We start from the raw sequence: 26,432 nt of genomic DNA, 5'->3' as shown, positions 1-26,432 counted from the left end.
ATCTCATACCATGCTAGCCCTCTTCCTGCGCGACATCCGCCTCAACATCCGTGCGGGCGGCGGGGCGCTGACCGGGGTCATCTTCTTTCTCGCCGTCATCGCCACCATCCCGTTCGGAGTAGGGCCGGACCTGAAGCTGCTGGCCCGCATCGGGCCGGCCATCCTGTGGATCGGCGCGCTGCTGTCCTGCCTGCTCGGTCTCGACCGGCTGTTCCAGGCCGACCGCGAGGATGGCTCGCTCGATCTCCTGGTGCTCGGCAATGATCGCCACATGCTGGCCTTGACGGTGCTGGTGAAATGCCTGGCGCATTGGGCGGGCAGTGTGCTGCCGCTGGTGGTCGCCGCGCCCCTGCTCGGGCTGTTCATGAACATGGAGCCGCTCGGCATCGGCGCCACGGCGCTGACGCTGCTGGTCGGCACCCCGGCAATCACGTTCATCGGCGCCGCCGGTGCTGCGGTGGCAGTGGCGCTGCCGCGTGGCGGGCTGCTGATCTCGGTACTGGTGCTGCCGCTGACCATTCCGGTGCTGATCTTCGGCGTTTCGGCAAGCTATGGGGCGACCGCCAATCCCGATCCGTTTCTGCAGCCCTTCCTCATTCTTGCCGCGCTAACCCTGTTTCTTGGCGTGCTGGGTCCGGTCTCGGCGGCGCTGGCGCTGCGCCATGGCACGGATTGACGCGGCGTATGACTGCGGCGCGGCGACCGATTGCGAAGCCGACGGAGCGAGGCTAAGGAAAAGCATGTCTAGACTGGGCGACATGATCGGCTTGGAAGGCCGCACTTCAGCGGGGCCTGCCGCGTGAGCGCGCATGCACTCTACGTGACCGCCGCCTATGGCATCACTGCCGTGGTGCTGGCCGGATTGATCGGCTGGATCCTGCTCGACCAGCGGGCGCGCAAGCGTGAGCTTGCCGAACTGGAGGCGTCCGGCGTGAGGCGTCGCTCCGACAAGGTCGCAAAGCCATGAGCATCGAAACGGAAACGCCGCCCCCGCGCACTCGTCGCCTGTTCGTGCTGTTGCCGCTGCTGATCTTCCTCGGCCTGGCCGGACTGTTCCTGTCGCAGCTGCTGTCGGGACGCGATGTTTCGGAAGTGCCGTCGGCCCTGATCGGCCTGCCTGCACCGCAAACCAGCCTGCCGGCGCTGGAGGGGTCAAACCTGCCGGGGCTCGATTCGAAAACCTTCGCCGGCAAGGTCACATTGGTCAACGTCTTCGCGTCGTGGTGCGCGCCATGCCGCGAAGAGCACCCGGTGCTTCTGGCGCTGTCGCAGGACAAGCGTTTCACCATGGCGGCGCTGAACTACAAGGACCGGCCCGAAAACGCACGCCGGTTCCTCGGCGATCTCGGCAATCCGTTCCAGGCGATAGGGGTCGACGAAGCGGGCCGCGCGGCGATCGACTGGGGCGTCTATGGCGTGCCGGAAACCTTCGTCATCGGCAAGGACGGCAAGATCGCCTACAAGCATGTCGGCCCGCTGACGCCCGAGACGGCGAGGGATCTCTTACTGCCACAGATCGACAAGGCGCTGGCGGCGTCGAACTGACGTCGCGACGCGCCTATACGCGTAGCTTCGTCATCCTTGGGTCTTCGCAACGCTACGCGTCGCTACGCCCAAGGATGGCGAACGTGATGAGGCGATCGAATACTCAGCCGTAGATCTGCTTGTGGATCTGGTAGAGCATTTCCGAGCGGTCGGCGCGCATGTCGGCCAGATCGCGGCTGGAAAAGCTGTCGATTTCGGCGACCAGGCGGTTGTAGTGCTTGCGCTTGGCAATGCTGTTGCGAGCGCGGGTCATGAGACTGTCGAGGATCATAGCAAGGTTCCTTTTTGGCGCCGCGTTTCGGCGGCCGTTTCTTCCTCCCTTGATCGATACGAAGCATGACATAGTAATTGTGCATTGCGAAAAGAAGATGTTGCAATGCACCATTGCGCTGAACGCATAGCCGGTTAATGCGGCGCTAAAGCGCGTCGCGTTTGAACGGATTCAGGCGACGCGCTTCAGGTCTTTGTTTTTATGCATGTCGTTCTCCCAAAACCGGGGCCACTTTTGGGCGACATGCATTAACGTCATGCGCAGAGCCGGCAAGCGATCTTTTGCATGACACTGTGCGTACCCACATTGCCTTCTGTCCCTCCGGCTGTCTTGATCCGGTGTCATTGATGCCGGGAGGAAAAGCATGGCGGCTGCGGACTATTATGAAATTCTCGATCCGCGCTTCGCGCGCCTGTTCAACGGCAACGCGCAGGTCGAGAAGCTGTTCACCGGATGCCAGTGGGCGGAGGGGCCGGCCTGGTTCGCCGCCGGCCGCTATGTCGTCTGGTCCGACATCCCCAACAACCGCATGCTGCGCTATGACGAGACCGACGGCAATGTCAGCGTCTTCCGGCAGCCGTCCGGCAATTCGAACGGCAACAGCGTCGACCGGCAGGGCCGGCTGATCACCTGCGAGCATTCGGGCCGCCGCGTCAGCCGCACCGAGTTCGACGGCTCGGTCACCACGATCGCGGCCAAATGGAAGGGCAAGCGGCTGAATTCGCCAAACGACGCGGTGGTGAAATCCGACGGTTCTATCTGGTTCACCGATCCGAGCTACGGCATCGATACGGATTATGAGGGCGACAGGGCCGAGAGCGAAATCGGCGCCTGTCATGTCTACCGGGTCGATCCCGGCACCGGCGAGGTCGAAGCCGTCATCACCGACATGGTCCGGCCCAACGGCCTGGCTTTCTCGCTCGACGAGAGCAAGCTTTATGTCGTCGATACCGGCCGCACGCATGGCGCGCAGAATCCGGCGCATATGCGGGTGTTCAATGTCGGCAAGGGCGGCAAGAAGGTTTCGGGCGAAAAAGTCTTCGCCGACTGCACGGCCGGCCTGTTCGACGGCTTCAGGCTCGACGAGGACGGCCGCATCTGGACCAGTGCCGCCGACGGCATCCATTGCTACGATCCGGACGGCACGCTGATCGGCAAGGTCAAGGTGCCGGAAGTCACCGCCAATTGCGTGTTCGGCGGCAACAAGCTGAATTGCCTCTACATCGCCGGCACCACGTCGCTCTACATGGTGCGGCTCATGGTCAACGGCGCCAAGACATACTGAGACTGGAGCACTGGTGGCCGTTCGACGGTTTCATCGAAGCGGGTCGCGAGCACGAACATCCCGGGAGGAAAAAATGCCATTCGTCAACATCCGCATCGTCAAGGAAGTGATATCAGCCGATCCGGCGGGCAAGAAGGCGGACATCGCCAAAAAGGTCACGGCGGCCATCATGGACGCCACCGGGCTGAGCAATAACGATGTCTGGGTGGTTTTCGAGGAGGTCAATGCGCGTGATTGGTATGTTGGGAAGACGGATGTGGAGAAGCTGCGAAAGGGTTGATTTCGAAGGCATGGCGAAGCCCCTTTCCTTCGTCATCCTAGGGCGAAGCAGTCGCGAAGCGACGTCGCGGAGACCCTAGGATCCATGCCGCGACTTTCGAGCAGGGCACAACGGTGCAATACTGTCTTTGGCGGTCCGTGTAGTATCCAACGTTAGGCTGCCCTTCTTGGACCGATGCATTCTCGGCAAAGGTCGCGGCATGGATCCTAGGGTCTGCGCCGCGTCGCTTCGCTCCTTGCTTCGCCCTAGGATGACGAATGCGTGGTGGGTCGGCACTCAACGGGCGCGGATAAAGTCCGCGAAAGCATTCAGCGCATCGCGCATCGCTTGCCGGTTCGCCGGCTCCGCCAGGATGCTCTCGACCTCCGGCGGCTTCTTGCCGAGCAGGGCAATCTCCAGCACATCGTCGCAAAGCGCGAACGACATGGTGCGCATGATCTCGGCCAGTGCGGCGCGGGCGAACAGCGAGCGCGGCGAGGCGTGCACCAGCATGGCGGGCTTGGCGACGGCGGCGTCGCGCGAGACCAGCCAGTCGAGGGCGTTCTTCAGCCCGCCCGGCACGCCATGGGCATATTCCGGACAGGAGACGATCACGCCGTCGGCTCGGGTGACGGCATCGATCAGCTTGGAGGCTTCGAGCGGCGTCCGCTCGCCCTCATCATCGGGATTGAAGATGGGCAGACGGCCAAGCCCGTCATGGACGGTGACGCGGCAGCCGGACGGCGCTTCGCGGGCCAGTGCGGCGATCAGCGCCGAATTGGTGGAAGCCGCGCGCAGGCTGCCGGAAATGGCAAGGATGTTCAGCAAGGTATGGAATCGGTCCAGACGCGAATCGCGTCCGGAAACCTACCACATCGTCTTCTTGTATTCCTCGTCGAGCCAGCGGTCGGTCGCCTCGGCGGAATCGGCAACCGCCAGCTGATCGCGCATGATCTGGCCGAGCGTCGGCAGCGTCGCACGGTCGTACCAGGTTTCCGGCTTCCACAGGTCCGAGCGCATGAAGGCTTTTGCGCAGTGCATGTAGGCGGCCTTGACGCTGACCACGACGACGCTTTGCGGCTCCCTGCCGTCGACGGCGAGGCGTTCGCGCAAATTTGCGTCGACGGTGATGTGGGCATCGCCGTTGACGCGCAGCGTCTCGTTCATGCCGGGAATGAGGAAGAGCAGCCCGACAGAGGGATTGAGGAGAATGTTTTCCAACGTGTCGAGCCGGTTGTTGCCGGGCCGATCGGGAATGGCGATGGTGGTGTCGTCGAGAACGGTGGCAAAGCCCGGCTTGTCGCCCTTCGGCGTCACGTCGGCATTGCCGGCACCGTCGGACGAGCCGATCAGCACGAACGGGCTCTTGCCGATGAAGGAGCGGCAATGGCCGTCAAGTTTTTTCAGCTCCTTGCGGATAGAACCGTCGGTCGGCCGTGGCGTCTTGTAGATCGTCCTCAACTGGTCGCGCGTGGTGATGAATTCCATGTCCCTCTCCCCAGAACGGTTCATTGTTTCACGAACGCAGAACCGCTTTTTCTACTTTCCGGTTCTCTCTTCTTTGCCGGCCTTGTCCTCGAGTGAATGACGCAAGATCAGCGGCATCTGGCTGAAGGTGAACAGAAGCGTGATCGGCATGATGCCCCAGACCTTGAAAGTAACCCAGGCGTCGGTGGAAAAATTGCGCCACACCACCTCATTGACGATGGCCAGGAACAGGAAGAACAGGCCCCAGCGGAAGGTCAGTTTCCGCCAGCCTTCGGCGTCGAGGCTGAAGGCCGAATCGAAGACATAGCCAAGCAGCGACTTGCCGAAGTAGAGCCCGCCGAGCAGCACGCCGCCGAACAGCGTGTTGACGATGGTCGGCTTCATCTTGATGAAGATGTCGTCCTGCAGATAGAGCGTCAGCGCGCCGAAGATGAAGACGACGACGCCCGACACCATCGGCATGATCGGCAAGGTGCGGGTGAGCAGCCACGAGGCGATCAGGGCGATTGCCGTGGCGGCCATGAACAGCCCGGTGGCGACGAAAATCGGCCCGCCGAACTCGGCCAGAACAGGGAATTTCTGCACCAGCCATCCGCCGCGCGCATTGGCGAAGAAGAACACCATCAACGGACCCAGCTCCAGCACTAGCTTGAGCAGCGGATTGACGCCTTCCTTCTTCTGCTTCTGCGGGTCCGACGGATCGCGTTCGAGAATGGGTGGGTTCATGGAATCTCTTTCTTGCGCATGATCTGATCCAAAAAGTCTGCAACTTTTTGGGACATGCTTGTTAAGCTACTCCAGCGATCGCCCTGGCGAATTCGCTTGCCGAGAAAGGTTCGAGGTCGTCGACCTGTTCGCCGACGCCGATGAAATAGACCGGCAATTTGTGCTTTGCCGCGATCGCCACCAGAATACCGCCGCGCGCCGTGCCGTCCAGCTTGGTCATCACCAGGCCGTTGACGCCGGCGATATTGCGGAAGATCTCGACTTGGTTGAGCGCGTTCTGGCCGGTGGTGGCGTCGACCGTCTGCAGCACGGTGTGCGGTGCTTCCGGGTCGAGTTTGCCAAGCACGCGGACGATCTTTTCGAGCTCCGCCATCAGTTCAGTCTTGTTCTGCAGGCGGCCGGCGGTGTCGATGATCAGCACGTCGGAACCGGCCTCCTTGGCCTTCTCGAAGGCGTCATAGGCCAGTCCCGCGGCATCGGCGCCGATCTTTGAGGCGATCACAGGCGATTTCGTCCGCTCGCCCCAGATCTTCAGTTGCTCGATCGCGGCGGCGCGAAAGGTGTCGCCGGCGGCGAGCATCACCGACAGGCCACCATCGGTGAGCTTGGCGGCCAGCTTGCCGATAGTTGTGGTCTTGCCGGTGCCGTTGACACCGACCACCAGGATGACATGCGGCTTGTGTGAAAGGTCGAGCTCCAGCGGCATGGCGACATGGGCCAGCACTTTTTCCACCTCGGCCGCCATGATGGCGCGGACCTCGGTGTCGGAGACGTCCTTGCCGTAGCGGCTGGCGGCCAGCGCGTCGGTAACGCGCAAGGCCGTCTCCATGCCGAGATCGGCACGGATCAGCACATCCTCAAGGTCCTGCAAAGTCTCTTCGTCCAGCTTGCGCTTGGTGAAGACGCCGGCAATGTTGCCGGTGAGCTCCTTGGAGGAGCGGGCAAGCCCGTCCTTCATGCGCTGGAACCATGAGCGCCTCGGTGCCGGCTCCGGCGCCTTCTGTGGCTCGGCCTTCTGCTCGACCTTCTTGGTGACGGTCACCTTGCCGGGTGCGGCTTTTGGCTCCGGCGCGGGTTGTGGAAGAGACTGCGGCTCGGGCGCAATTTCCGCAATGACCGGCTGCGATTCGATCGGCGCCGGCTGGCGAATGGGAGGTGCGATTTCGGCAGGCGGGGCTTCGGGCGTCGGTGCTGAAACTTCTTCCTTCTCCCCGTCTTCAGACGGAGAGAAGGTGCCAGCAGGCGGATGAGGGGCGGCGCTGACCTCTGATAATGGCTGAGCAGGGGCCGGCCCCGGTGTCGGCACCTCGATCGGGGCTGGTGTCTCGGCCGGAACCTCGGCAGGCGTCGGCACTTCGACCGGTTCCGGTTCCGGCTGCTGTTCCGGGCGTGACGGGACGATCTCCGGCTCGGCCGGCGCGGGTGGCGGGACCTCCTGCGGCTGCGGTTCGGGAGCAGGCTCCGGAACGGCGGGAGGTGTTGGTATCTCCTCGGGCGCCGGCGGCTCGGCAGGCGTCTCGGGCGCGGGTTCTTCTTCCGGCTCGGGCTCCGGCAGGGGTTCCGGCTCGGAGGGAATAGTCGGCTCCGGTGCTGGCGGAATGGCCGGTGCCGGCTCGGGCACCGGCTTCTCGACAGGCGCCGATTCCGGCGCGGGGATCACTTCCGGCTCGACCGTCGTCGGCGTCGGCGCAGTTTCCGCCTCGCGCTCCAGCTCGTCACGCTTCAAGAACTCCGGAACGACCTGCTCGGCCGCCGGCTTCAGCGCCTCGAGCGCTTCCCATTTGATCGGCGGCAGCGGGGCGGTCTCGTCGACCCGCTCCTCGACCACCTCTTTCTTGCCGAACGAAAATATCTTCTTGAAAAAACCAGCCATGCTTTGCGTTTCTCAGGCCGCGCGGGCGGCGAGGGGCGCCGCGATCAGCCTGCTACCATCGTGGCCTGATATATCGGCCTCGACGATCTCACCCGGTGCGCCCGTGCCGAGTGCGGCAAGCGTAAAACCCTCGGTGCGGCCAAGGCCGTCGCGCTCGATCAGGATCGACTGACGCGTACCGGTGAGCGACGACAGATGCCTGATATACGCAACTTCACCGGCGGCGCGCAGCCGGGCGGCGCGCTGCTTGACCAATTCGCGGCGGAGCTGGGGCATGCGCGCGGCAGGCGTGCCTTCGCGTGGGCTGAACGGGAAGACGTGGAGATGGGTCAGGCCACACTCCTCGACGATTTTTTCCGAGTTCTCGAACATTTCGTCGGTCTCGGTCGGGAAGCCGGCGATGATGTCGGCGCCGAAGACGATACCGGGGCGCAGCTTGCGCACATCCTCGCAGAAGCGGATCGACTGGTCGCGCAGATGCCGGCGCTTCATCCGCTTCAGGATCATGTCGTCGCCCGACTGCAGCGACAGATGCAGATGCGGCATCAGCCGCGGCTCGGTGGCGATGGCGTCGAGCAGATCGTCGTCGGCCTCGATCGAATCGATGGAGGACAGCCGCAGGCGCTTCACGTCCGGCACCTGTTTCAGGATTGTTTTCACCAGCCTGCCGAGCTTCGGCGCGCCCGGCAGATCGGCGCCGAATGATGTCATGTCGACGCCGGTCAGAACGATCTCGGCATAGCCGTTGCCGGCGAGCCGCTTGACCTGCTCGACCACGGCGCCCATCGGCACCGAGCGCGAATTGCCGCGGCCGTAGGGAATGATGCAGAAGGTGCAGCGGTGGTCGCAGCCATTCTGCACCTGGACGAAGGCGCGTGCCCGGCCCTCGATGGCGTCGACCATGTGGCCTGCGGTCTCACGCACCGAAAAGATATCGTTGACGCGTGCCTTTTCGGTGTCGTTGACGCCGAAATCCGGCAGTGCGCGATAGGAGTTGGCCTTCAGCTTCTCTTCATTGCCGAGCACGAGATCGACCTCGTCCATGGCGGCGAATTTTTCAGGCTCGGTCTGCGCGGCGCAGCCGGTGACGATGATGCGCGCCTGCGGGTTGTCGCGGCGCGCCTTGCGGATCGCCTGCTTGGCCTGGCGCACTGCTTCGCCTGTCACGGCGCAGGTGTTGAAGATCATGGCGCCACCTTCCAGCGCGCCCAGACCGGCACTTTCAGCCTCGCGCCGCATCACCTGCGATTCATAGGTGTTGAGCCGACAGCCGAAGGTGACGACATCGATGCCCTGGGACATCGGGCTCTTGGGCAGAGCGGACATCAGGCCGCGCTTTCGGTGTCGCGGGCCCATGTCCCGTTCGACGGGTCGAAGCTGCCGGAAAATTCCCATTCGGCGGCGCCCGTCAGGACCACGTGGTCATCGTCGCGCCATTCGACATGCAGCATGCCGCCGCCGGGGGTCAACAGACTGACGCTGCGGCCGGTCCGGTTGGTGCGGGCAGCGGCCACGACGGCGGCGCAGGCGGCCGAGCCGCAGGCCTTGGTCAGTCCGGCGCCGCGCTCCCAGGTGCGGATGATCATCGTTTCGGGCGAAGTAACCTGAGCGATGGTGATGTTGGCGCGCTCGGGGAACATCGGGTGGTTCTCGAGCAGCGGGCCGAAGCGGTCGAGCTCATAGGACCAGACGTCATTGTCGACCCAGAAGATGGCGTGCGGATTGCCCATCGAGACGACCGAGGGTGAATGCAGCACCGGCGCGTCGATCGGGCCGATCTGCAGCTCGATCATCCGGGTGTCGCGGAACTCCTCGGCCAGCGGGATATCCTGCCAGCCGAAGCGCGGCGTGCCCATATCGACCGAGATCGAACCGTCGGCGTGCTCGCGCGCATTGAGGATGCCTGCCACGGTTTCGAAGGTGAAGATCTTCTGGCCGGTCTCGGCGGCGAGCGCCTGGACGACGCAGCGCATGCCATTGCCGCAGGCCTGGGCGCTGGTTCCATCGGAATTCAAGATGTCGATGAAAAAGGCGGTGCCCGGCGTCCTGGCGTCATGGATCGCCATGATCTGGTCGAAGCTGGTCGCGGCATCGGCATTCAGCGCAATCGCCGCCGCCGCCGTCACCCGATCGGCACGGCCACGCATATCGGCAACGATGATCTCGTTGCCGATGCCGTTCATCTTGGCGAAAGGGGCGGTGCTGGCCATTGCTCCGAAAAATTCCGTATCCGTTTGGCGCTATATGGCGGAAACGGGCAGGAATTACCAGTGCGCAGCCGCTTGGTCACGGCGAAAGCGCCGGACTTACGTGACGGCGAAAATGCCCAGCACCATCAGCAGGAAAATGATCAGAACGATGCCGATAAGGATGCGCGCACCGGTGGCGGCGGCACCTGCCAGCGCCGGCATGCCGAGCAGACTCGCCGCCGCGGCGACGATCAGGAGAACGACGATCCATTTGAGCATGGCAATGCCTCGCAAACCGGCAGATTTTTCAACCACATGAAAACGCGGTTGCCGCGCTGGGGTTCCGTCGAAACCGATCAGGGCGCTATGTGCTCCGGCACATCCCAGACCTCACCCGGCCGCAAGGCGCGAAAGCGCTCGCGGGGGATGCCTTGATCGTCAAGCGCCTCGGTCAATTTGCGCGCCGGCTCGTCGATCGGCTCGTCGGTGAGCTGGAAAGTGCCCCAGTGGCAGCCGGCGGCATGGGCGGCATTGCACAGCGCCATGCCTTGCACCGCCTCCCAGGGGTTCTGGTGCTGCGGCGCCATGAACCAGCGCGGCTCATAGGCGCCGATCGGCAGGATGGCGAAGCGGAAACCGCCATGTTTCTCAGCCATCAGCCGGTAGTTGATGCCATCGTGGAAGCCGGTGTCGCCGGCGAAATAGAGCTTGCTGTCAGGCGTTTCGACGACGAAGCCGGCCCACAGCGCCATGCGCCGGTCGCGGGCGCCACGCGCCGACCAGTGATGCACCGGCTCGACATGGACGGCGGCGCCATTGCCGATCTCGACCCTGTCGCCCCAGTCATGCGCCGACAGTCGCATGCCGGGCACGGCGGCTTCGATGATGGCGTCGTTGCCGAGCGGAGTGAGCACCAGCGGGTCGTGGCCGGCCTTCAGCCGCTTCAACGTGGCGAGGTCGAGATGGTCATAGTGGTTGTGGCTGACCAGAACGAGGTCGATCGGCGGCAGGTCGGCAAAGGCGATGCCTGGCGCATTGATGCGTTTTGGTCCGGCGAAGGAAAGCGGCGACGCGCGCAGCGACCACACCGGATCGGTGAGGATGTTCAGACCGGCCGTCTGGACCAGCAAGGTGGAATGACCAACCATCGTCACTTCCAGCGCGGCGCCCTCGACCCTTGTCGCCGGTTTTGCCTGCGGAAGGGGGCTTGCATCGCTCGCCGGCCATTTCGAGCGCTGGCCATTCAACTGCCATTTCAGCAGGTCGGCGAAACGGCCGGGTGGCTGGCCGTCGGGATTGAAGAACAATGCGCCGTCGAAATGGTCGCTGGGCGGGCCGCTGTAATAGAGATTGGCGGCAGTTTTTCTCGCGGCCAATTTGCGGCTCCAGCAGGGTTTCGTTTTTCAGACATAGGCGCTAAGGCGGTTCGCGCAAGCGTCCACCGACGAAGTGTTGACCGGAATTCCCAAGCGACGCGCGACAAGCGGTCAGCCGTCGATTGCGATAAATTCGCGACAATTCTTGCTGCAAACTGTATTTTAACCATATCGGGTTGAAATTTCGCCACCTTCTCCATCTTGGTGGGGGTGAGATTGTGCGGACGGCTTCCCCCCAGCCGGATCCGACGGAGGTTGGAATGACTTTTTCGAAAACCGGTCTGGTGGCCGTATCGCTGGCGGCGCTCGTTGCGAGCGGCTGTTCGACCTCACGTTTTTCCTCGATGGATGACCAGCAGCCGGCACCGCTGGAGGCCGCGCCCGCCGGCAAGGTGACGGCGAACCAACTGCCGCCGCCGGCATCGCCCGGCACCACCGACCCTTCGCAATTCCCGACCGCTCCGGCGAACACGCAGGTCGCCGCGCTGCCTTCGGATGGTTCGGCGCCGGCCGGCGCTTCGGACGTGACCGCCGCCAGCGTCGCCGGTGTCTGGAACGCCAGCGTTGCGGGCCAGAGCTGCAAGGTGGCGACACCGCAGACCAAATTCGGCGCCGGCTTCCGCGCCGGTCCGCTGCATTGCCCGGCGCCGATGGACGGCATCAAGTCGTGGAACGTCGCCGGCAAGCAGCTGACGCTCTATGACGAGAGCGGCGGTGCGCTGGCGCGGCTCTATTCCTCGGGCGGCTCGAAATTCGATGGCCAGACTTCCAACGGCCAGCCGATTTCGCTTACGAGATAGTTTTTGTTTTACGCAATTCCGGTTCCCGGAATTGCTCCAGAACGACGTGACCGATGCATCTGCGTGACGGCCTTCAGACCCATGCGACCGTCAGGCAGCGCTACGACCATCTGGTGGAAACCGGTACGATCGACCGCGATCCGGCGCAGGAACGCATTATTGCGGCGCTCGACCGGCTGACCGATGAGATTTCGGCCAAGCGGCTGGCGCATAAGTCGAGCGCGCTGGGCTGGCTGTTCGCCCGCAAGCGCCAGACGCATGAGGCCGTCAAAGGCCTCTACATCCATGGCGGCGTCGGCCGCGGCAAGACCATGCTGATGGACATGTTCTTCGACTTGCTGCCGGTGCGGCGCAAGCGCCGCGTCCACTTCAACGACTTCATGGCCGACGTGCAGGACCGTATCCAGAAGCACCGGCAGGCGCGCAAGAATGGCGACGTCAGGGAAGACGATCCGATCCCGCCGGTGGCCAAGGCCCTTGCCGAGCAAGCCTGGGTGCTGTGCTTCGACGAGTTCTCGGTCACCGACATTGCCGACGCGATGATCCTGTCCAGGTTGTTTTCGGCGCTGTTTGCCAGCGGCGTGGTGCTGGTCGCCACCTCGAATGTGGCGCCGGAAAACCTCTACAGCGACGGGCTGAACCGCCAGCTTTTCCTGCCCTTCATCGGCATATTGGAGCGGCACACACAGGTGCTGGCGCTCGATGCCGACAAGGACTACCGGCTGGAAAAGCTCGCCCGGACACCGGTCTATGTGACGCCGGCCGACGCGGCGGCGGACCAGCTACTCGACGAGGCCTGGCAAGCCATGACGCGGGGCGCGCCGACCGCCGAGACGTCGCTGGCCCTCAAAGGGCGGCAGGTGATCGTGCCGCGTGCGGCGGGCGATGCGGCGCGGTTCTCCTTCGCCGATCTCTGCGAGAAGCCGCTTGGCGCGCGTGATTTCCTGGCGATCGCCGGGCGCTTCTCAACCATTTTCATCGACCACGTCCCGGTGCTCGGCGAAGGCAAGCGCAACGAGGCCAAGCGCTTCATCCTGCTGATCGACACGCTCTACGACCATCGTATGCGGCTGGTGGCGAGCGCCGAAGCGCCGCCGCAAGCACTTTATGCAGCCAAGCGCGGCGTCGAAGCCTTCGAGTTCGAGCGCACGGCATCGCGGCTGATCGAGATGCAAAGCCGCGACTGGCTGGAGGATTGGGCGGAGCGGCAGAAAGGAAAGCCGGCGGTGTCGGAAGCGTCGCAGGCGCAGGCCTAAAGAAAAGCGATTGGCAGCTTAGCGCCCCGCTCATTCCTGCTTCGTTGAAGATTGGCGAAATCGCGTGGCAATGGATCTCCCCCTCGAGGGGGCGATGGCCGGCAGGCCAGGGGGGTTGGTTCGACCGGGCGCGGCACAGATGGCGCCAGCGCGTCACGCGCGGCGACCCCCTCTGTCGCCTTCGGTGACATCTCCCCACTTGCGGGCAGGGCTATCGCACATGGATTCTTGCGAAGAAGAACCCCCACCCTAACCCCTCCCCACAAGGGGGAGGGAACGCTGCCGCGTGCCTTTAATTCTTCTTGGCGCCGAAAAGACAGGCGATGCTCCTGGGTCAGCGCCAACGGAAGTCTCCCTCCCCCTTGTGGGGAGGGGTTAGGAGTGGGGGTCCGTGCCGGGCAGACATCTCAGGAAATCCATATGCGATAGCCTGCCCTCAAGGGGGAGATTTGGCGACCGCCATCACAAGGGCGTCATCGCCTGCATCCAGCCTTACGATTTCCATCTTCGTCGGCTATTTCTTCCCAAGTCGGCTTACAAACTTTGACGTTTACGTAAATCCCAAATGATCTAACCGATTGAAAATACTGACACCAAAATAATCGTTTGAATTTTTTCCGTGCCGGGGCTATTGGGTGCGGCGAAAATTCGCGGTTCCCCGCAGCATTCCGGCCTCTTCTTCGACGCCGCCATCAAATCACCAGAGATTTGAGACGTCGTCACCGACAAAGGGAAAACATCCTCACATGGCACGCAACAAGATAGCGCTTATCGGCTCTGGCATGATCGGCGGCACGCTCGCTCACATGATCGGCCTCAAGGACCTCGGCGACGTGGTGCTGTTCGATATTGCCGAAGGTATCCCGCAGGGCAAGGGGCTCGATATCGCGCAGTCGTCGCCTGTCGATGGCTTCGACTCCAGGCTCACCGGCATCAACGACTATGCCGGCATCGAAGGGGCCGACGTCTGCATCGTCACCGCCGGCGTGCCGCGCAAGCCCGGCATGAGCCGCGACGACCTTTTGGGCATCAACCTCAAGGTCATGGAACAGGTCGGCGCCGGGCTGAAGAAGTACGCGCCGAAGGCCTTCGTCATCTGCATCACAAACCCGCTCGACGCCATGGTCTGGGCGCTGCAGAAGTTCTCAGGCCTGCCCAACAGCCATGTCGTCGGCATGGCCGGCGTGCTTGACAGCGCGCGCTTCCGCTATTTCCTGGCAGAGGAATTCAAGGTCTCGGTCGAGGACGTCACCGCCTTCGTGCTCGGCGGCCACGGCGATTCCATGGTGCCGATGATCCGCTATTCGACGGTATCGGGCATTCCGCTGCCCGACCTCATCAAGATGGGCTGGACCTCGAAGGAGAAGCTCGACCAGATCGTGCAGCGCACCCGCGACGGCGGCGCCGAGATCGTCGGCCTGCTCAAGACCGGTTCGGCCTATTACGCGCCGGCCGCTTCGGCGATCTCGATGGCCGAAGCCTATCTCAAGGACAAGAAGCGCGTGCTGCCCTGCGCGGCGTATCTCTCCGGCCAGTATGGCGTCAAGAACACCTATGTCGGCGTTCCCGTGGTGATCGGCGCCGGCGGCGTCGAGCGCATCATCGAGATCGAACTCAACAAGAGCGAGCAGAAGATGTTCGACTCCTCTGTGGCGACGGTGCAGGGCCTGACCGAGGCCTGCGTCAAGATCGCGCCGCAACTCGCCTCCAAATGAATCTCCAGCAAGTGAACCCCCAGTCGATCCGGAGACCATCCAGATGAACATCCATGAGTATCAGGGCAAGGCGCTGCTGAAGAGCTTTGGCGCGCCGGTGGCCGAAGGCGTGCCGGTGTTCAAGGCGAGCGAAGCGGAAGCCGCCGCCAAGGCGCTGCCGGGCCCGCTCTATGTGGTGAAGAGCCAGATCCATGCCGGCGGACGCGGCAAGGGCAAATTCAGCGAGCTCGGCCCGGACGCCAAGGGCGGCGTGCGGCTGGCGAAATCGGTGGCCGACGTCATCGCCAACGCCAACGAGATGCTGGGCAACACGCTGGTGACCAAGCAGACCGGTCCGGCCGGCAAGCAGGTCAACCGCCTCTACATCGAAGACGGCGCCGACATCGAGCGCGAGCTCTATCTGTCGATCCTGGTCGACCGTTCGGTCGGCCGCATCGCCTTCGTCGTCTCGACCGAGGGCGGCATGGACATCGAAGCGGTCGCCCATGACACGCCCGAAAAGATCATCACCGTCGCCATCGATCCGGAAAAAGGCGTCACGGCAGCCGACCTGAAGGCGCTCAACGGCGCGCTCAAGCTCGACGGCGATGCGGCCAAGGACGGCGATACGCTGTTCCCGATCCTCTACAAGGCCTTCGTCGAGAAGGACATGAGCCTGCTCGAGGTCAACCCGCTGATCGTCATGAAGAACGGCCGGCTGCGCGTGCTCGACGCGAAAGTGTCGTTCGACAACAACGCGCTGTTCCGCCACCCCGACGTGCTCGAACTGCGCGACACAACCGAAGAGGACGAAAAGGAAATCGAGGCGTCGAAATACGACCTCGCCTATGTCGCGCTCGACGGCAATATCGGCTGCATGGTCAACGGCGCCGGCCTCGCCATGGCGACGATGGACATCATCAAGCTCTATGGCGCCGAGCCGGCCAACTTCCTCGATGTCGGCGGTGGCGCGTCCAAGGAGAAGGTGACGGCGGCGTTCAAGATCATCACCAGGGATCCGGCGGTCAAGGGTATCCTGATCAACATCTTCGGAGGCATCATGAAGTGCGACATCATTGCCGAGGGCGTCATTGCCGCGGTCAAGGAAGTCGGGCTGGAAGTGCCGCTGGTGGTGCGCCTGGAAGGCACCAATGCCGAGCTCGGCAAGAAGATCATCAACGACAGCGGCCTCAACGTGGTGTCGGCCGATGATCTCGACGACGCAGCCAAGAAGATCGTGGCGGCGGTGAAGGGCTGAGCGGATGCCTCCGCGCAAGATAAACCTCGTCGAGGCGGCCGATCGGACCATCAGCAAGGTTTTCGATCCGCATATCGCCGGCGACGTCAACGACAGCCAGGCGAAGGTCGCCAAGTTCGGCGAGATGTTCGACTGGCATGCGCATGACAATGAGGACGAAGCCTTCCTCGTGCTGCGCGGGCGTATCGCCATCGATTTCCGCGACGGTCCGGTCGAGCTCGGCGAGGGCGATTTCATCGTCGTGCCGCGCGGTGTCGAGCACCGGCCGCGTTCGCTGACCGCGGAACCCGTGGTGCTGATGTTCGAGCCGGCAACGACGCTCAACACCGGCAATGCCAAAAGCGACCTCACCGTCGCCGACCTGAAGCGGCTGTAACGAACTTGCGACTGCCACACAGTTACACATATACTGTGTGAAGCAGGCGCAGGAGAAAAGAGAAATGAAGAACATCACTCTGGCAGTCGAAGACGAGGTCTTGGAGCAGGTCAAGCTGACAGCCGCCGAACAGCGAACGACCGTCAACGCCATGGTGCGGGAGTTTTTCTCGGCAGTGGCCGCCAAGCGGTACGCCAAGGACGAGGCACGGCAGGCCCTTCTGCGGCTCGCCCGCGAGGCGGCAGGCGACATGGGTGGCAAGAAATGGAACCGGGAAGCTCTCTATGATCGCTGACTGCTTCCTCGACACGAACATCCTCGTCTATGCCGCCATCGGACACAAGGCCGAGCGCGCGAAGTATGAGCGCGCCGTGGAGTTGATCGCCAAGGAAGACTATTCGACCTCCGCACAGGTGCTGCAGGAGTTCTATGTCAACGTGACCAAGCGAGCTGAGGTCACACTGGCGCCGGCGAAGGCGGCCGAATGGGTCGCCGCGATCTCCATGAAGCCCTGCCAGGATCTGGATAGCGCCGTTGTAATGCGGGGCATCGCGAACGCGCAACGCTACCAGATTTCATATTGGGATGGCGCCATCATCGCCGCCGCCGAGCGCCTTGGCGTCAAGATACTCTACACCGAAGACCTCAACCACGGGCAGTCTTATGGCTCCGTGGTCGCCATGAACCCCTTCCGCAATCACTGATCAGGTCGCAAAAAATGTCCATTCTCGTCGACAAGAACACCAAGGTGCTGGTGCAGGGCCTGACCGGCAAGACCGGCACGTTCCACACCGAACAGGCGCTGGCTTATCACGGCACGAAAATGGTCGGCGGCATCCACCCGAAGAAGGGTGGCGAGACGTGGACCGGCGCGAAGGGCGAGAGCCTGCCGATCTTCGCCACCGTCGCCGAGGGCAAGGAAAAGACCGGCGCCAACGCCTCCGTCGTCTATGTGCCGCCGGCGGGTGCCGCCGAGGCCATCCTGGAAGCGATTGAGGCCGAGATCCCGCTGATCATCTGCATCACCGAAGGTATCCCGGTGATGGACATGATCAAGGTCAAGGCGCGGCTCGACCGCTCGACGTCGCGGCTGATCGGGCCGAACTGCCCGGGCGTGCTGACGCCCAACGAATGCAAGATCGGCATCATGCCCGGAAACATCTTCCGCAAGGGCTCGGTCGGCGTTGTTTCGCGGTCGGGAACGCTTACCTATGAGGCAGTGTTCCAGACCACCAATGTCGGCCTCGGCCAGACCACCGCCGTTGGCATTGGCGGCGACCCCGTCAAGGGCACCGAATTCATCGACGTGCTCGAAATGTTCCTCGCCGATGACGAGACCAAGTCGATCATCATGATCGGCGAGATCGGCGGTTCCGCCGAGGAAGACGCCGCGCAGTTCCTCAAGGACGAAGCCAAGCGTGGCCGAAGCAAGCCGATGGCCGGTTTCATCGCCGGGCGCACGGCGCCGGCCGGCCGCACCATGGGCCATGCGGGCGCGGTCATCTCCGGCGGCAAGGGCGGCGCGGAAGACAAGATCGCGGCGATGGAATCGGCTGGGATAAAAGTATCGCCCTCGCCGGCGCGGCTAGGCACGACGCTGGTCGAGGCGATCAAGGGTTAAGGCAGTAAGGGAGTAGGGCAGTATGGCAGTAGGGGAATAGGAAGAACGGGACGAGCGGCGGCAACCGCCTGCTTTCCCTACTGCCTTACTCCCCTACTGCCCTACTCCCCTCCAAAAACAGGAGACGGAGCCAGGCTCCGCGGACAAAAATGGCAAGACAAGATCAGGCCAACGACCAATTTTCGCTCACCTCATTCCTCTATGGCGGCAACGCCGATTACATCGACGCGCTCTACGCCGCCTATGAGGACGATCCAGCTTCGGTCAATCCCGAATGGCAGGAGTTCTTCGCCGGGCTGAAGGACGATTCCGGCGATGTGCGCAGGAACGCCAAGGGCGCCTCATGGGCCAAGCCCTCCTGGCCGCTGCAGGCGAATGGCGAACTGGTGTCGGCGCTCGACGGCAATTGGGGCATCGTCGAGAAGACGATCGAAAAGAAGGTCAAGGACAAGGCGGTCACCAACGGCGTCGTCCTGTCCGATGCCGACGTGCACCAGGCGACGCGCGATTCGGTGCGCGCCATCATGATGATCCGCGCCTACCGCATGCGCGGCCATCTGCACGCCAATCTCGATCCGCTCGGCATCGCCAAGCCGCTCGAGGATTACAACGAGCTGTCGCCGGAGAACTATGGCTTCACCGAAGCCGACTATGACCGGCCGATCTTCCTCGACAATGTGCTCGGGCTTGAATTCGGCACCATCCGGCAGATGCTGGAAATCCTGACCCGAACCTATTGCTCGACGCTCGGCGTCGAGTTCATGCATATTTCGGACCCCGAGGAAAAGGCCTGGATCCAGGCCCGCATCGAGGGCGCCGACAAGGAGATCACCTTCACCGCCACCGGCAAGAAGGCGATCCTGCAGAAGCTGGTCGAGGCCGAAGGCTTCGAGCAGTTCATCGACGTCAAGTATAAGGGCACCAAGCGCTTCGGCCTCGATGGCAGTGAAGCGCTGATCCCGGCGCTGGAGCAGATCGTCAAGCGCGGCGGCCAGCTCGGCATGAAGGAGATCGTGCTCGGCATGGCGCATCGCGGCCGGCTGAACGTGCTCTCCCAGGTGATGGCCAAGCCGCACCGCGCCATCTTCCACGAGTTCAAGGGCGGCTCGGCCGCACCCGACGAGGTCGAGGGCTCGGGCGACGTCAAGTACCATCTCGGCGCCTCGTCGGACCGCGAGTTCGACGGCAACAAGGTGCATCTGTCCCTGACTGCCAATCCCTCGCATCTGGAAATCGTCGATCCGGTGGTGATGGGCAAGGCGCGCGCCAAGCAGGATTACCTGTTCGGCCGCAGCCGCGAGGAGATCGTGCCGCTGGAAGAGCGCGCCAAGGTGCTGCCGCTCTTGCTGCATGGCGATGCCGCCTTCGCCGGTCAGGGCGTGATCGCCGAGATCCTCGGCCTGTCCGGCCTGCGCGGCCACCGCGTCGCCGGCACGCTGCACTTCATCATCAACAACCAGATCGGTTTCACCACCAACCCGCGCTTCTCGCGCTCGTCGCCCTATCCATCAGACGTGGCCAAGATGATCGAGGCGCCGATCTTCCACGTCAATGGCGACGACCCGGAAGCCGTGGTGCACGCCACCAAGGTGGCGATCGAATTCCGCATGAAGTTCTTCAAGCCTGTTGTGGTCGATATGTTCTGCTATCGCCGCTTCGGCCACAATGAGGGCGACGAGCCGGCCTTCACCCAGCCGATCATGTATCGTAACATCCGCACCCACAAGACGACGGTCCAGATCTATGGCGACCGGCTGATCGCCGAGGGCCATATTAGCCAGGCCGAGCTCGACCAGCTCAAGGCCGACTGGCGGGCGCATCTGGAATCGGAATGGGAAGTCGGCCAGCACTACAAGCCCAACAAGGCCGATTGGCTGGACGGCGCCTGGTCGGGCCTGCGCACCGCCGACAACCAGGACGAACAGCGGCGCGGCAAGACCGCCGTGCCGGTGAAGACGCTGAAGGAAATCGGCAAGAAGCTGACCGAGGTGCCGAAGGATTTCGAGGCGCACAAGACGATCATCCGCTTCCTCGAAAACCGACGTCAGGCGATCGAGTCGGGCGAAGGCATCGACTGGTCGACGGCCGAGGCGCTGGCCTTCGGCGCCATCCTGCTCGACGGCAATCCAATCCGCCTGTCGGGGCAGGATTCCGAACGCGGCACCTTCTCGCAGCGCCATTCCGTGCTCTACGACCAGCGCGACGAGACCCGCTACATCCCGCTCAACAATCTGTCGGCGGCTCAAGCCGGCTACGAAGTCATCAACTCGATGCTGTCGGAAGAGGCGGTGCTGGGCTTCGAATATGGCTACAGCCTGGCCGAGCCGAAGGCGCTGACCTTGTGGGAAGCGCAGTTCGGCGACTTCGCCAACGGTGCCCAGGTGGTGTTCGACCAGTTCATCTCCAGCGGAGAGCGCAAGTGGCTCAGAATGTCGGGCCTCGTCTGCCTGTTGCCGCATGGCTATGAAGGCCAGGGTCCGGAACACTCTTCGGCCCGGCTCGAACGCTTCCTGCAGCTTTGCGCCGAAGACAACATGCAAGTGGCCAACTGCACGACGCCGGCCAACTACTTCCACATATTGCGCCGGCAGCTGAAGCGCGACTTCCGCAAGCCGCTGATCCTGATGACGCCGAAGTCGCTGCTGCGCCATAAGCGGGCAGTGTCGACGCTGCCGGAAATTTCGGGCGAAAGCTCGTTCCACCGGCTTTTGTGGGACGATGCGCAGCTGCTTTCCGGCCAGGCGATCAAGCTGGTCAAGGATTCAAAGATCCGCCGCGTCGTGCTGTGTTCGGGCAAGGTCTATTACGACCTCTATGAGGAGCGCGAGAAGCGCGGCATCAACGACATCTATCTGCTGCGCGTCGAGCAGCTTTATCCGTTCCCGGCCAAGGCGCTGATCACCGAACTGTCGCGGTTCCGAAATGCCGAGATGGTGTGGTGCCAGGAGGAGCCCAAGAACATGGGCGCCTGGTCGTTCATCGACCCGTATCTGGAATGGGTGCTGGCGCATATCGACGCCAAGCATCAGCGGGTGCGCTACACCGGCCGTCCGGCCGCCGCCTCGCCGGCGACCGGACTGATGTCGAAGCATCTCGCCCAGCTCGCCGCCTTGCTCGAAGACGCGCTTGGTGAATAGAGAATATCTGGGCGAACAACAGAACCGAAAGAAAACGGACAGGCACAATGGCTACCGAAATCCGCGTTCCCACTCTCGGCGAATCCGTCACTGAAGCGACCGTCGGCAAATGGTTCAAGAAGGTTGGCGATACAATCGCCGCCGATGAACCGCTGGTCGAGCTCGAGACCGACAAGGTGACGGTGGAGGTGCCTGCCGCCGCCGCCGGCACGCTGGGTGAGATCACCGTCAAGGAAGGTGAGACGGTCGGTGTCGGCGCGCTGCTCGGTTCGATTTCGGCAGGTGGCGCGGCCGCCGCTCCGGCTACCAAGCCGCAGGCGGTGTCGCAGGCCTCGTCGCCGGATGCCGCATCGACCGGCAAGCAGGCCGCGGCCGAGACCGCCAAGATTGCCGGCGACGCCGGCCCGGTCGAACCGCGCACCATGCCGCCGGCACCGGCCGCGGCCAAGCTGATCGCCGAAAGCAATCTCTCGGTCGACCAGATCTCCGGTTCGGGAAAGCGTGGCCAGGTGCTGAAAGGCGACGTGCTCGACGCCATCTCCAAAGGCGCGCCGTCACAGCCGGCAGAGACGCCCAAGGCGGCACCTGCACCGGTTGCCGTGCGCGCGCCATCCTCCGGCGACGACGCCTCGCGCGAGGAGCGCGTGCGCATGACCAAGCTGCGCCAGACCATCGCGCGCCGCCTCAAGGAAGCGCAGTCGACCGCCGCCATGCTGACCACCTTCAACGAGGTCGACATGTCTGCGGTGATGGCGCTGCGCACCAAATACAAAGACGTGTTCGAGAAGAAGCACGGCGTGAAGCTCGGCTTCATGGGCTTCTTCACCAAGGCCGTCACCCACGCGCTGAAGGAAATCCCTTCGGTCAATGCCGAGATCGACGGCACCGACATCATCTTCAAGAACTATGCCCATATCGGCGTCGCCGTCGGCACCGAAAAGGGCCTCGTCGTCCCGGTCGTGCGCAATGCCGACCAGATGTCGATCGCCGAGATCGAGAAGGACATCGGCCGGCTGGGCATCGCCGCGCGCGACGGCAAGCTGTCGGTCGCCGATATGCAGGGCGGCACGTTCACGATTTCCAATGGTGGCGTTTACGGGTCGCTGATGTCGACGCCGATCCTCAACGCGCCGCAGTCGGGCATTCTTGGCATGCACAAGATCCAGGAGCGGCCTGTCGTGGTCGGCGGCCAGATCGTGATCCGGCCGATGATGTATCTGGCGCTCAGCTACGATCACCGCATCGTCGACGGCAAGGAAGCAGTAACCTTCCTCGTGCGCGTCAAGGAAAGCCTGGAGGATCCGGAACGGCTGGTGCTTGATCTCTGAGGTCTGGTGCTGATCCGGCTGTTGGAATGCGTGCCGGAGGAAGGGATCTGCGCGGCAGAATGACGACCCGTTCCCTTAGCCTTTCCAAGGTGCTTTCGATCGCATCGATCGCGGCCGGCATGGTGCTGGCCACCGCCGGCGCCCATGCAGCCTGTCCGATCGAGCTCGCCGTCTATGGCGACGCCCAGAGCGGCAGCGAAATCGATTTCACGCCGTCCGGCACCTCGGCGACCGTCACCAACAGCTTCCGCATGATCCTCGACAACAATGTGGTGCTCAACGGTATCGTTATGTGGAACGAAGGCGTGTCGCGGCCGAACGGCGCGCTGATGTACAAATGCCCCGAAGGCGACGTCACCGGCGAGGAGCTTGCTGCCTGCACGCCCTGGCATGGCGTCATCTACACGTCGGATGACAAGGGCAACATCGGACTGCTGCCGGCCGAAGGGGTCGAAGCGCCGAAGACGCTGATCCTGCCGGACCTCGGGCCGGCGTTGCGCCAATCCTCGGCCTATGGCGGCAGCGGGTTTTCGAAAGTGCCGTGGGATGTGTTTGTCTTGAAGGGGTGCCAGGAATGAGCGAGGCGAAAAAGGTGCTGCTGGTCACCGGCGGCAGCCGCGGCATTGGCGCCGCGGTCTGCCGGCTAGGATCGAAGGCCGGCTACCGCGTGGCGGTCAACTATGCCTCGAACCAGGCTGCCGCTGACGCAGTGGTCGCCGAGATCAAGGCCGGCGGCGGCGAGGCCTTAGCCGTCAAGGGCGATGTCGGCAGCGAGGCCGATATCGTGGCCATGTTCGAGGCCGTCGACCGCGCCTATGGCCGGCTCGATGCCTTCGTCAACAATGCCGGCATCGTCGACGTCAAGGCGCGTGTCGACGAGATGGACGTCGCGCGGCTGGAGCGCATGATGCGCATCAATGTCGTCGGCTCGTTCCTGTGTGCCCGCGAAGCGGTGAAGCGCATGTCGACCCGTCATGGCGGGGCGGGCGGATCGATCGTCAACATCTCGTCAGCGGCAGCGACATTGGGCTCGCCGGGCGAATTTGTCGACTATGCAGCCTCCAAGGGCGCCATCGACACGTTCACCGTCGGGCTCGCCCGTGAGGTCGCACTGGAAGGCATTCGCGTCAATGCGGTGCGGCCCGGCCTCATCGATACCGAGATCCATGCCTCCGGCGGGCAGCCGGACAGGATAGAGCGGTTCCGCGATATACTGCCGATGAAAAGAGCGGGCACTGCGCATGAAGTCGCCGGCGCGGTTCTCTATCTTCTCTCCGACGCCGCGTCCTATACGACGGGCGCGATCCTGAATGTAAGCGGCGGCCGCTGAGCGCTCTCAAGCAGATCGAGCATGATGTTATCCGAAAACCGCGTCACACTTTTCGGCATCATGCTCAAACAGAAGGACAGTATCATGGCTTATGACGTCGTTATCATCGGATCGGGACCGGGCGGCTATGTCTGCGCCATCAAGGCGGCGCAGCTCGGGCTCAAGGTTGCGGTGGTCGAGAAGAACGCGACCTTCGGCGGCACCTGCCTCAACATCGGCTGTATTCCGTCGAAGGCGCTGCTCCATGCCTCCGAGATGTTCGCCGAAGCCGGCCATTCCTTCGACGCGCTCGGTATCGAGATACCAGCGCCGAAATTGAACCTGACGAAGATGATGGCGCACAAGGATGCGACGGTGTCGTCGAACGTCAACGGCGTCGCCTTCCTGTTCAAGAAGAACAAGATCGACAGCTTTCGCGGCACCGGCAAGGTGGTCGCGGCCGGCAAGGTCTCGGTGACCGGCGAGGACGGCAAGGTCGAGGAGATCGAGACCAAGAACATCGTCATCGCCACCGGATCGGACGTCGCCGGCATTCCCGGCGTCAAGGTCGACATCGACGAGAAGGTGATCGTGTCGTCGACCGGCGCGCTGTCGCTGGACAAGGTGCCCGGCCATCTGGTGGTGGTCGGCGGCGGTGTCATCGGCCTCGAGCTCGGCTCGGTGTGGGCGCGGCTCGGCGCCAAAGTTACCGTGGTCGAATTCCTCGACACCATCCTGGGCGGCATGGACGGCGAGGTCTCCAAGCAGTTCCAGCGCTTGCTTTCAAAGCAGGGCTTCGAGTTCAAGCTCGGCGCCAAGGTCACCGGCGTCGCCAAGGCCAAGAAGGGTGCCGCGGTCACCTTCGAGCCGGTCAAGGGCGGTGCCGCCGAGACGATCGAGGCCGATGCCGTGCTGATCGCCACCGGGCGCCGCGCCTATGCCGACAGTCTCGGGCTCGGGGAAGCCGGCGTCGAGGTCGACGAGCGCGGCCGGGTCAAGACCGATGGCCATCTCGAGACCAATGTCCCGGGCATCTATGCCATCGGCGATGTCATCGCCGGGCCGATGCTGGCACACAAGGCCGAGGACGAGGGCGTGGCGGTAGCGGAAACCATTGCCGGCCAGGCCGGCCACGTGAACTATGACGTCATTCCGAGCGTCGTCTACACCAGCCCGGAAATCGCCTCGGTCGGCAAGACCGAGGAAGAGTTGAAGAAGGCCGGCATCGACTACAAGGTCGGAAAATTTCCGTTCAGCGCCAATGGCCGGGCGCGCGCCATGCTGCACACCGACGGTTTTGTGAAGATCCTCGCCGACAAGCAAAGCGACCGCGTGCTCGGCGTGCATATCGTCGGCTTCGGCGCCGGCGAGATGATCCACGAGGCGGCGGTGCTGATGGAGTTCGGCGGCTCGTCGGAGGATCTCGCCCGCACCTGCCATGCGCATCCGACGATGTCGGAAGCGGTGAAGGAGGCGGCGCTGGCGACGTTCTTCAAGCCGATCCACATCTAAAGGCACTATCCCGATCAAGCCCGAGGATGACGAGCGTAGGGATGCCCATAAAACAAAACGGCCCGCCTTTCGGCGGGCCGTTCGTATTTGATATCGAGCCGATCAGTTGGCCGGTGCCGGCGCTGGGGCTGGGGCCGGCGCAGGAGCCGGTGCGGGCGCTGGTGCCGGGGCAGGCGCCGGTTCTGCAGGCGCCGGAGCAGGCGCGGGTGCTGGCGCAGGTTCGGCCGGCTTCATCGGTTCCGCCGGTGCGGGCGCGGGGGCCGGTGTGCTGGCCGCCGGCGGCTCGGCTGGTGCCGGGTGCTCACCACTTCTTCCGAAAACATAATACGCGACAACCGCCAGAATAACGACGACCAGCGCAATCAGCCAGCCACTACCGCCGCCACCGCTCTGTTTGATGGTGGTGTTGGTGGTGTTGGGATTGAACGGATCGTTTGGATTCGGTGCGTTCGCCATAAAAGTGTCCTCCGTGGATGAAAAATATCAATCAACACCATTCAACGCGCAATCATTGAACTGGTTTCACGCTAGGGTTGGAAAACGCCAAAAACAAGGACAATCCTGCCTTTCCGCAGCCTGAACGGCGTCGTTTCGCCCCGCAGCGCGCCAAGTTGGTGCCTATTATGGGTTTTTCCGGAGGATTTTTGTCGTGACGAATCCCATAGCAGAGTTTGTCCCGAATCACTGCGATGTTCTCGCCGGAGCCCAGTTCGCCGACCGCTATGTGCTGGTCACTGAAGGTCTTTCTTTAACGGCACTCGGCGCGGCGGAACGCGCCCTGGGGCGAACGCCGCCCTGGGTCGGCAGGCTCATGGCGCTGCGCAACCTTGCCGTCAAGCCGTTCCGGCTGAAGACGGGCCTGGAAACTGCGGTGTTGCCGTCGGGCCGGATCGGGATATTTCCGCTAATCAGCCAGTTTCCCGGCAAGGTTGTGCTTGGCCTCGACGACCGGCATCTCGATTTCCGTGTCATGGTCGAAGTCAGGAATCTCGGCAGGGGCCGACAGGAGGTGGCCGCGACGACGATCGTCAAGACGCACAATTGGCTCGGGCGCGCCTATCTCGCGATCATCATGCCGTTTCACCGGATCATCGTTCCGGCGATGCTGGCCCAGATCCTGGCGAAGTAA

The 26,432-nt window shown here is 63.3% G+C and carries 29 protein-coding genes; 20 read left to right on the top strand and 9 right to left on the bottom strand.

Going from position 1 to position 26,432, the window contains the following annotated elements:
- Window positions 1-10: 10 nt before the first annotated feature.
- The 3 genes from ccmB (at window position 11) to NKJ00_RS20755 (ending at window position 1,545) form a co-directional block, all read left to right on the top strand.
- The gene (gene ccmB, locus NKJ00_RS20765) at window positions 11-676 is read left to right on the top strand and encodes a heme exporter protein CcmB (protein WP_352442575.1); all 666 of its coding nucleotides are present in this window, start codon (window positions 11-13) and stop codon (window positions 674-676) included.
- Between the two features lie 123 nt (window positions 677-799).
- Window positions 800-967 carry a heme exporter protein CcmD gene (ccmD, locus tag NKJ00_RS20760; protein ID WP_013528831.1) on the top strand — a complete coding sequence of 56 codons (168 nt, stop codon included), beginning with the start codon at window positions 800-802 and terminating at the stop codon, window positions 965-967.
- Window positions 964-1,545 (top strand): DsbE family thiol:disulfide interchange protein, encoded by a 582-nt coding sequence (locus NKJ00_RS20755; protein WP_352612838.1) that lies wholly within the window; start codon window positions 964-966, stop codon window positions 1,543-1,545. The genes ccmD and NKJ00_RS20755 overlap by 4 nt, the downstream gene beginning before the upstream one ends.
- A 103-nt stretch (window positions 1,546-1,648) precedes the next feature.
- Here NKJ00_RS20755 and NKJ00_RS20750 read toward each other — a convergent pair whose 3' ends face one another.
- Window positions 1,649-1,816 carry a hypothetical protein gene (locus NKJ00_RS20750; RefSeq protein WP_013528833.1) on the bottom strand — a complete coding sequence of 56 codons (168 nt, stop codon included), beginning with the start codon at window positions 1,814-1,816 and terminating at the stop codon, window positions 1,649-1,651.
- A 364-nt stretch (window positions 1,817-2,180) separates the two neighbouring features.
- On the opposite strand from NKJ00_RS20750, the gene NKJ00_RS20745 reads away from it, so the two are divergent.
- Window positions 2,181-3,101: an SMP-30/gluconolactonase/LRE family protein gene (locus NKJ00_RS20745; RefSeq protein ID WP_352612840.1), complete on the top strand. Its 921-nt coding sequence runs from the start codon at window positions 2,181-2,183 to the stop codon at window positions 3,099-3,101.
- Window positions 3,102-3,174: 73 nt separating this feature from the next.
- Entirely contained in the window at window positions 3,175-3,381 is a 207-nt protein-coding gene (locus tag NKJ00_RS20740; RefSeq protein WP_352612841.1) for a tautomerase family protein, read from the top strand.
- Between the two features lie 276 nt (window positions 3,382-3,657).
- Here NKJ00_RS20740 and NKJ00_RS20735 read toward each other — a convergent pair whose 3' ends face one another.
- From NKJ00_RS20735 to NKJ00_RS20700, 8 genes are all read right to left on the bottom strand, one after another.
- On the bottom strand, window positions 3,658-4,188 hold the full coding sequence (locus NKJ00_RS20735) for an NADPH-dependent FMN reductase (RefSeq protein ID WP_352612843.1): 531 nt from the start codon (window positions 4,186-4,188) through the stop codon (window positions 3,658-3,660).
- Window positions 4,189-4,227: 39 nt separating this feature from the next.
- Window positions 4,228-4,848, bottom strand: a complete 621-nt coding sequence (locus NKJ00_RS20730; RefSeq protein WP_352612845.1) for a pyridoxamine 5'-phosphate oxidase family protein — start codon at window positions 4,846-4,848, stop codon at window positions 4,228-4,230.
- A 51-nt stretch (window positions 4,849-4,899) separates the two neighbouring features.
- Window positions 4,900-5,574, bottom strand: a complete 675-nt coding sequence (locus tag NKJ00_RS20725; protein WP_023811294.1) for a septation protein A — start codon at window positions 5,572-5,574, stop codon at window positions 4,900-4,902.
- 61 nt (window positions 5,575-5,635) lie between these two features.
- The gene (ftsY, locus tag NKJ00_RS20720; RefSeq protein WP_023811293.1) at window positions 5,636-7,447 is read right to left on the bottom strand and encodes a signal recognition particle-docking protein FtsY; all 1,812 of its coding nucleotides are present in this window, start codon (window positions 7,445-7,447) and stop codon (window positions 5,636-5,638) included.
- Window positions 7,448-7,459: 12 nt separating this feature from the next.
- Window positions 7,460-8,773, bottom strand: coding sequence for a tRNA (N(6)-L-threonylcarbamoyladenosine(37)-C(2))-methylthiotransferase MtaB (mtaB, locus tag NKJ00_RS20715; RefSeq protein ID WP_352555106.1), 1,314 nt, complete (start codon window positions 8,771-8,773; stop codon window positions 7,460-7,462).
- Window positions 8,773-9,657 carry a diaminopimelate epimerase gene (gene dapF / locus NKJ00_RS20710; RefSeq protein WP_023811291.1) on the bottom strand — a complete coding sequence of 295 codons (885 nt, stop codon included), beginning with the start codon at window positions 9,655-9,657 and terminating at the stop codon, window positions 8,773-8,775. The genes mtaB and dapF overlap by 1 nt, the downstream gene beginning before the upstream one ends.
- Window positions 9,658-9,753: 96 nt before the next feature.
- Window positions 9,754-9,915: a DUF1328 family protein gene (locus tag NKJ00_RS20705; protein ID WP_023811290.1), complete on the bottom strand. Its 162-nt coding sequence runs from the start codon at window positions 9,913-9,915 to the stop codon at window positions 9,754-9,756.
- Between the two features lie 77 nt (window positions 9,916-9,992).
- Window positions 9,993-11,012, bottom strand: coding sequence for an MBL fold metallo-hydrolase (locus tag NKJ00_RS20700; RefSeq protein ID WP_128304268.1), 1,020 nt, complete (start codon window positions 11,010-11,012; stop codon window positions 9,993-9,995).
- Window positions 11,013-11,272: 260 nt separating this feature from the next.
- On the opposite strand from NKJ00_RS20700, the gene NKJ00_RS20695 reads away from it, so the two are divergent.
- From NKJ00_RS20695 to NKJ00_RS20625, 15 genes are all read left to right on the top strand, one after another.
- Window positions 11,273-11,812: a protease inhibitor Inh/omp19 family protein gene (locus NKJ00_RS20695; protein ID WP_023811288.1), complete on the top strand. Its 540-nt coding sequence runs from the start codon at window positions 11,273-11,275 to the stop codon at window positions 11,810-11,812.
- 53 nt (window positions 11,813-11,865) lie between these two features.
- Window positions 11,866-13,068, top strand: coding sequence for a cell division protein ZapE (gene zapE / locus NKJ00_RS20690; protein WP_128304267.1), 1,203 nt, complete (start codon window positions 11,866-11,868; stop codon window positions 13,066-13,068).
- A 746-nt stretch (window positions 13,069-13,814) separates the two neighbouring features.
- Complete coding sequence (mdh, locus tag NKJ00_RS20685) at window positions 13,815-14,783, top strand: malate dehydrogenase (RefSeq protein ID WP_013528846.1); 969 nt, start codon at window positions 13,815-13,817, stop codon at window positions 14,781-14,783.
- A gap of 43 nt (window positions 14,784-14,826) precedes the next feature.
- Window positions 14,827-16,020 carry an ADP-forming succinate--CoA ligase subunit beta gene (gene sucC / locus NKJ00_RS20680; protein ID WP_128304265.1) on the top strand — a complete coding sequence of 398 codons (1,194 nt, stop codon included), beginning with the start codon at window positions 14,827-14,829 and terminating at the stop codon, window positions 16,018-16,020.
- 4 nt (window positions 16,021-16,024) lie between these two features.
- Window positions 16,025-16,396, top strand: a complete 372-nt coding sequence (locus tag NKJ00_RS20675) for a cupin domain-containing protein (protein ID WP_127296324.1) — start codon at window positions 16,025-16,027, stop codon at window positions 16,394-16,396.
- Window positions 16,397-16,460: 64 nt separating this feature from the next.
- The gene (locus NKJ00_RS20670; RefSeq protein ID WP_023811284.1) at window positions 16,461-16,691 is read left to right on the top strand and encodes a hypothetical protein; all 231 of its coding nucleotides are present in this window, start codon (window positions 16,461-16,463) and stop codon (window positions 16,689-16,691) included.
- Window positions 16,681-17,100: a PIN domain-containing protein gene (locus NKJ00_RS20665; protein ID WP_127296323.1), complete on the top strand. Its 420-nt coding sequence runs from the start codon at window positions 16,681-16,683 to the stop codon at window positions 17,098-17,100. The genes NKJ00_RS20670 and NKJ00_RS20665 overlap by 11 nt, the downstream gene beginning before the upstream one ends.
- Window positions 17,101-17,114: 14 nt before the next feature.
- A complete protein-coding gene (gene sucD, locus NKJ00_RS20660) occupies window positions 17,115-18,017 on the top strand; it encodes a succinate--CoA ligase subunit alpha (RefSeq protein WP_023811282.1) in 903 nt (300 codons plus the stop codon).
- A 149-nt stretch (window positions 18,018-18,166) separates the two neighbouring features.
- The gene (locus NKJ00_RS20655; RefSeq protein ID WP_128304263.1) at window positions 18,167-21,154 is read left to right on the top strand and encodes a 2-oxoglutarate dehydrogenase E1 component; all 2,988 of its coding nucleotides are present in this window, start codon (window positions 18,167-18,169) and stop codon (window positions 21,152-21,154) included.
- A gap of 47 nt (window positions 21,155-21,201) precedes the next feature.
- Window positions 21,202-22,482 (top strand): 2-oxoglutarate dehydrogenase complex dihydrolipoyllysine-residue succinyltransferase, encoded by a 1,281-nt coding sequence (gene odhB / locus NKJ00_RS20650; RefSeq protein WP_023811280.1) that lies wholly within the window; start codon window positions 21,202-21,204, stop codon window positions 22,480-22,482.
- Between the two features lie 59 nt (window positions 22,483-22,541).
- On the top strand, window positions 22,542-23,060 hold the full coding sequence (locus NKJ00_RS20645; protein ID WP_352630964.1) for a hypothetical protein: 519 nt from the start codon (window positions 22,542-22,544) through the stop codon (window positions 23,058-23,060).
- Window positions 23,057-23,812 (top strand): SDR family oxidoreductase, encoded by a 756-nt coding sequence (locus tag NKJ00_RS20640; RefSeq protein WP_352630961.1) that lies wholly within the window; start codon window positions 23,057-23,059, stop codon window positions 23,810-23,812. Before NKJ00_RS20645 ends, NKJ00_RS20640 begins: the two co-directional genes overlap by 4 nt.
- 60 nt (window positions 23,813-23,872) lie before the next feature.
- A complete protein-coding gene (lpdA, locus tag NKJ00_RS20635) occupies window positions 23,873-25,303 on the top strand; it encodes a dihydrolipoyl dehydrogenase (protein ID WP_352630992.1) in 1,431 nt (476 codons plus the stop codon).
- Window positions 25,304-25,344: 41 nt separating this feature from the next.
- Window positions 25,345-25,650 (top strand): hypothetical protein, encoded by a 306-nt coding sequence (locus NKJ00_RS20630; RefSeq protein ID WP_352630959.1) that lies wholly within the window; start codon window positions 25,345-25,347, stop codon window positions 25,648-25,650.
- Window positions 25,651-25,952: 302 nt separating this feature from the next.
- Entirely contained in the window at window positions 25,953-26,432 is a 480-nt protein-coding gene (locus NKJ00_RS20625; protein WP_352555115.1) for a DUF2867 domain-containing protein, read from the top strand.

It is taken from the genome of Mesorhizobium sp. M0227 (assembly GCF_040321855.1).
Classification (GTDB): domain Bacteria; phylum Pseudomonadota; class Alphaproteobacteria; order Rhizobiales; family Rhizobiaceae; genus Mesorhizobium.
This window is presented reverse-complemented; position numbering and strand designations above follow the sequence as displayed.

Bases quoted from the DNA above. Each gene is read 5' to 3' on its own strand.
- ccmB (WP_352442575.1), top strand. From the start codon at position 11: ATGCTAGCCCTCTTCCTGCGCGACATCCGCCTCAACATCCGTGCGGGC.
- NKJ00_RS20755 (WP_352612838.1), top strand. From the start codon at position 964: ATGAGCATCGAAACGGAAACGCCGCCCCCGCGCACTCGTCGCCTGTTC.
- NKJ00_RS20750 (WP_013528833.1), bottom strand. From the start codon at position 1,816: ATGATCCTCGACAGTCTCATGACCCGCGCTCGCAACAGCATTGCCAAG.
- NKJ00_RS20745 (WP_352612840.1), top strand. From the start codon at position 2,181: ATGGCGGCTGCGGACTATTATGAAATTCTCGATCCGCGCTTCGCGCGC.
- NKJ00_RS20740 (WP_352612841.1), top strand. From the start codon at position 3,175: ATGCCATTCGTCAACATCCGCATCGTCAAGGAAGTGATATCAGCCGAT.
- NKJ00_RS20730 (WP_352612845.1), bottom strand. From the start codon at position 4,848: ATGGAATTCATCACCACGCGCGACCAGTTGAGGACGATCTACAAGACG.
- NKJ00_RS20725 (WP_023811294.1), bottom strand. From the start codon at position 5,574: ATGAACCCACCCATTCTCGAACGCGATCCGTCGGACCCGCAGAAGCAG.
- ftsY (WP_023811293.1), bottom strand. From the start codon at position 7,447: ATGGCTGGTTTTTTCAAGAAGATATTTTCGTTCGGCAAGAAAGAGGTG.
- mtaB (WP_352555106.1), bottom strand. From the start codon at position 8,773: ATGTCCGCTCTGCCCAAGAGCCCGATGTCCCAGGGCATCGATGTCGTC.
- dapF (WP_023811291.1), bottom strand. From the start codon at position 9,657: ATGGCCAGCACCGCCCCTTTCGCCAAGATGAACGGCATCGGCAACGAG.
- NKJ00_RS20705 (WP_023811290.1), bottom strand. From the start codon at position 9,915: ATGCTCAAATGGATCGTCGTTCTCCTGATCGTCGCCGCGGCGGCGAGT.
- NKJ00_RS20695 (WP_023811288.1), top strand. From the start codon at position 11,273: ATGACTTTTTCGAAAACCGGTCTGGTGGCCGTATCGCTGGCGGCGCTC.
- zapE (WP_128304267.1), top strand. From the start codon at position 11,866: ATGCATCTGCGTGACGGCCTTCAGACCCATGCGACCGTCAGGCAGCGC.
- mdh (WP_013528846.1), top strand. From the start codon at position 13,815: ATGGCACGCAACAAGATAGCGCTTATCGGCTCTGGCATGATCGGCGGC.
- sucC (WP_128304265.1), top strand. From the start codon at position 14,827: ATGAACATCCATGAGTATCAGGGCAAGGCGCTGCTGAAGAGCTTTGGC.
- NKJ00_RS20675 (WP_127296324.1), top strand. From the start codon at position 16,025: ATGCCTCCGCGCAAGATAAACCTCGTCGAGGCGGCCGATCGGACCATC.
- NKJ00_RS20670 (WP_023811284.1), top strand. From the start codon at position 16,461: ATGAAGAACATCACTCTGGCAGTCGAAGACGAGGTCTTGGAGCAGGTC.
- NKJ00_RS20665 (WP_127296323.1), top strand. From the start codon at position 16,681: ATGATCGCTGACTGCTTCCTCGACACGAACATCCTCGTCTATGCCGCC.
- sucD (WP_023811282.1), top strand. From the start codon at position 17,115: ATGTCCATTCTCGTCGACAAGAACACCAAGGTGCTGGTGCAGGGCCTG.
- NKJ00_RS20655 (WP_128304263.1), top strand. From the start codon at position 18,167: ATGGCAAGACAAGATCAGGCCAACGACCAATTTTCGCTCACCTCATTC.
- odhB (WP_023811280.1), top strand. From the start codon at position 21,202: ATGGCTACCGAAATCCGCGTTCCCACTCTCGGCGAATCCGTCACTGAA.
- NKJ00_RS20645 (WP_352630964.1), top strand. From the start codon at position 22,542: ATGACGACCCGTTCCCTTAGCCTTTCCAAGGTGCTTTCGATCGCATCG.
- NKJ00_RS20640 (WP_352630961.1), top strand. From the start codon at position 23,057: ATGAGCGAGGCGAAAAAGGTGCTGCTGGTCACCGGCGGCAGCCGCGGC.
- lpdA (WP_352630992.1), top strand. From the start codon at position 23,873: ATGCTCAAACAGAAGGACAGTATCATGGCTTATGACGTCGTTATCATC.
- NKJ00_RS20630 (WP_352630959.1), top strand. From the start codon at position 25,345: ATGCCCATAAAACAAAACGGCCCGCCTTTCGGCGGGCCGTTCGTATTT.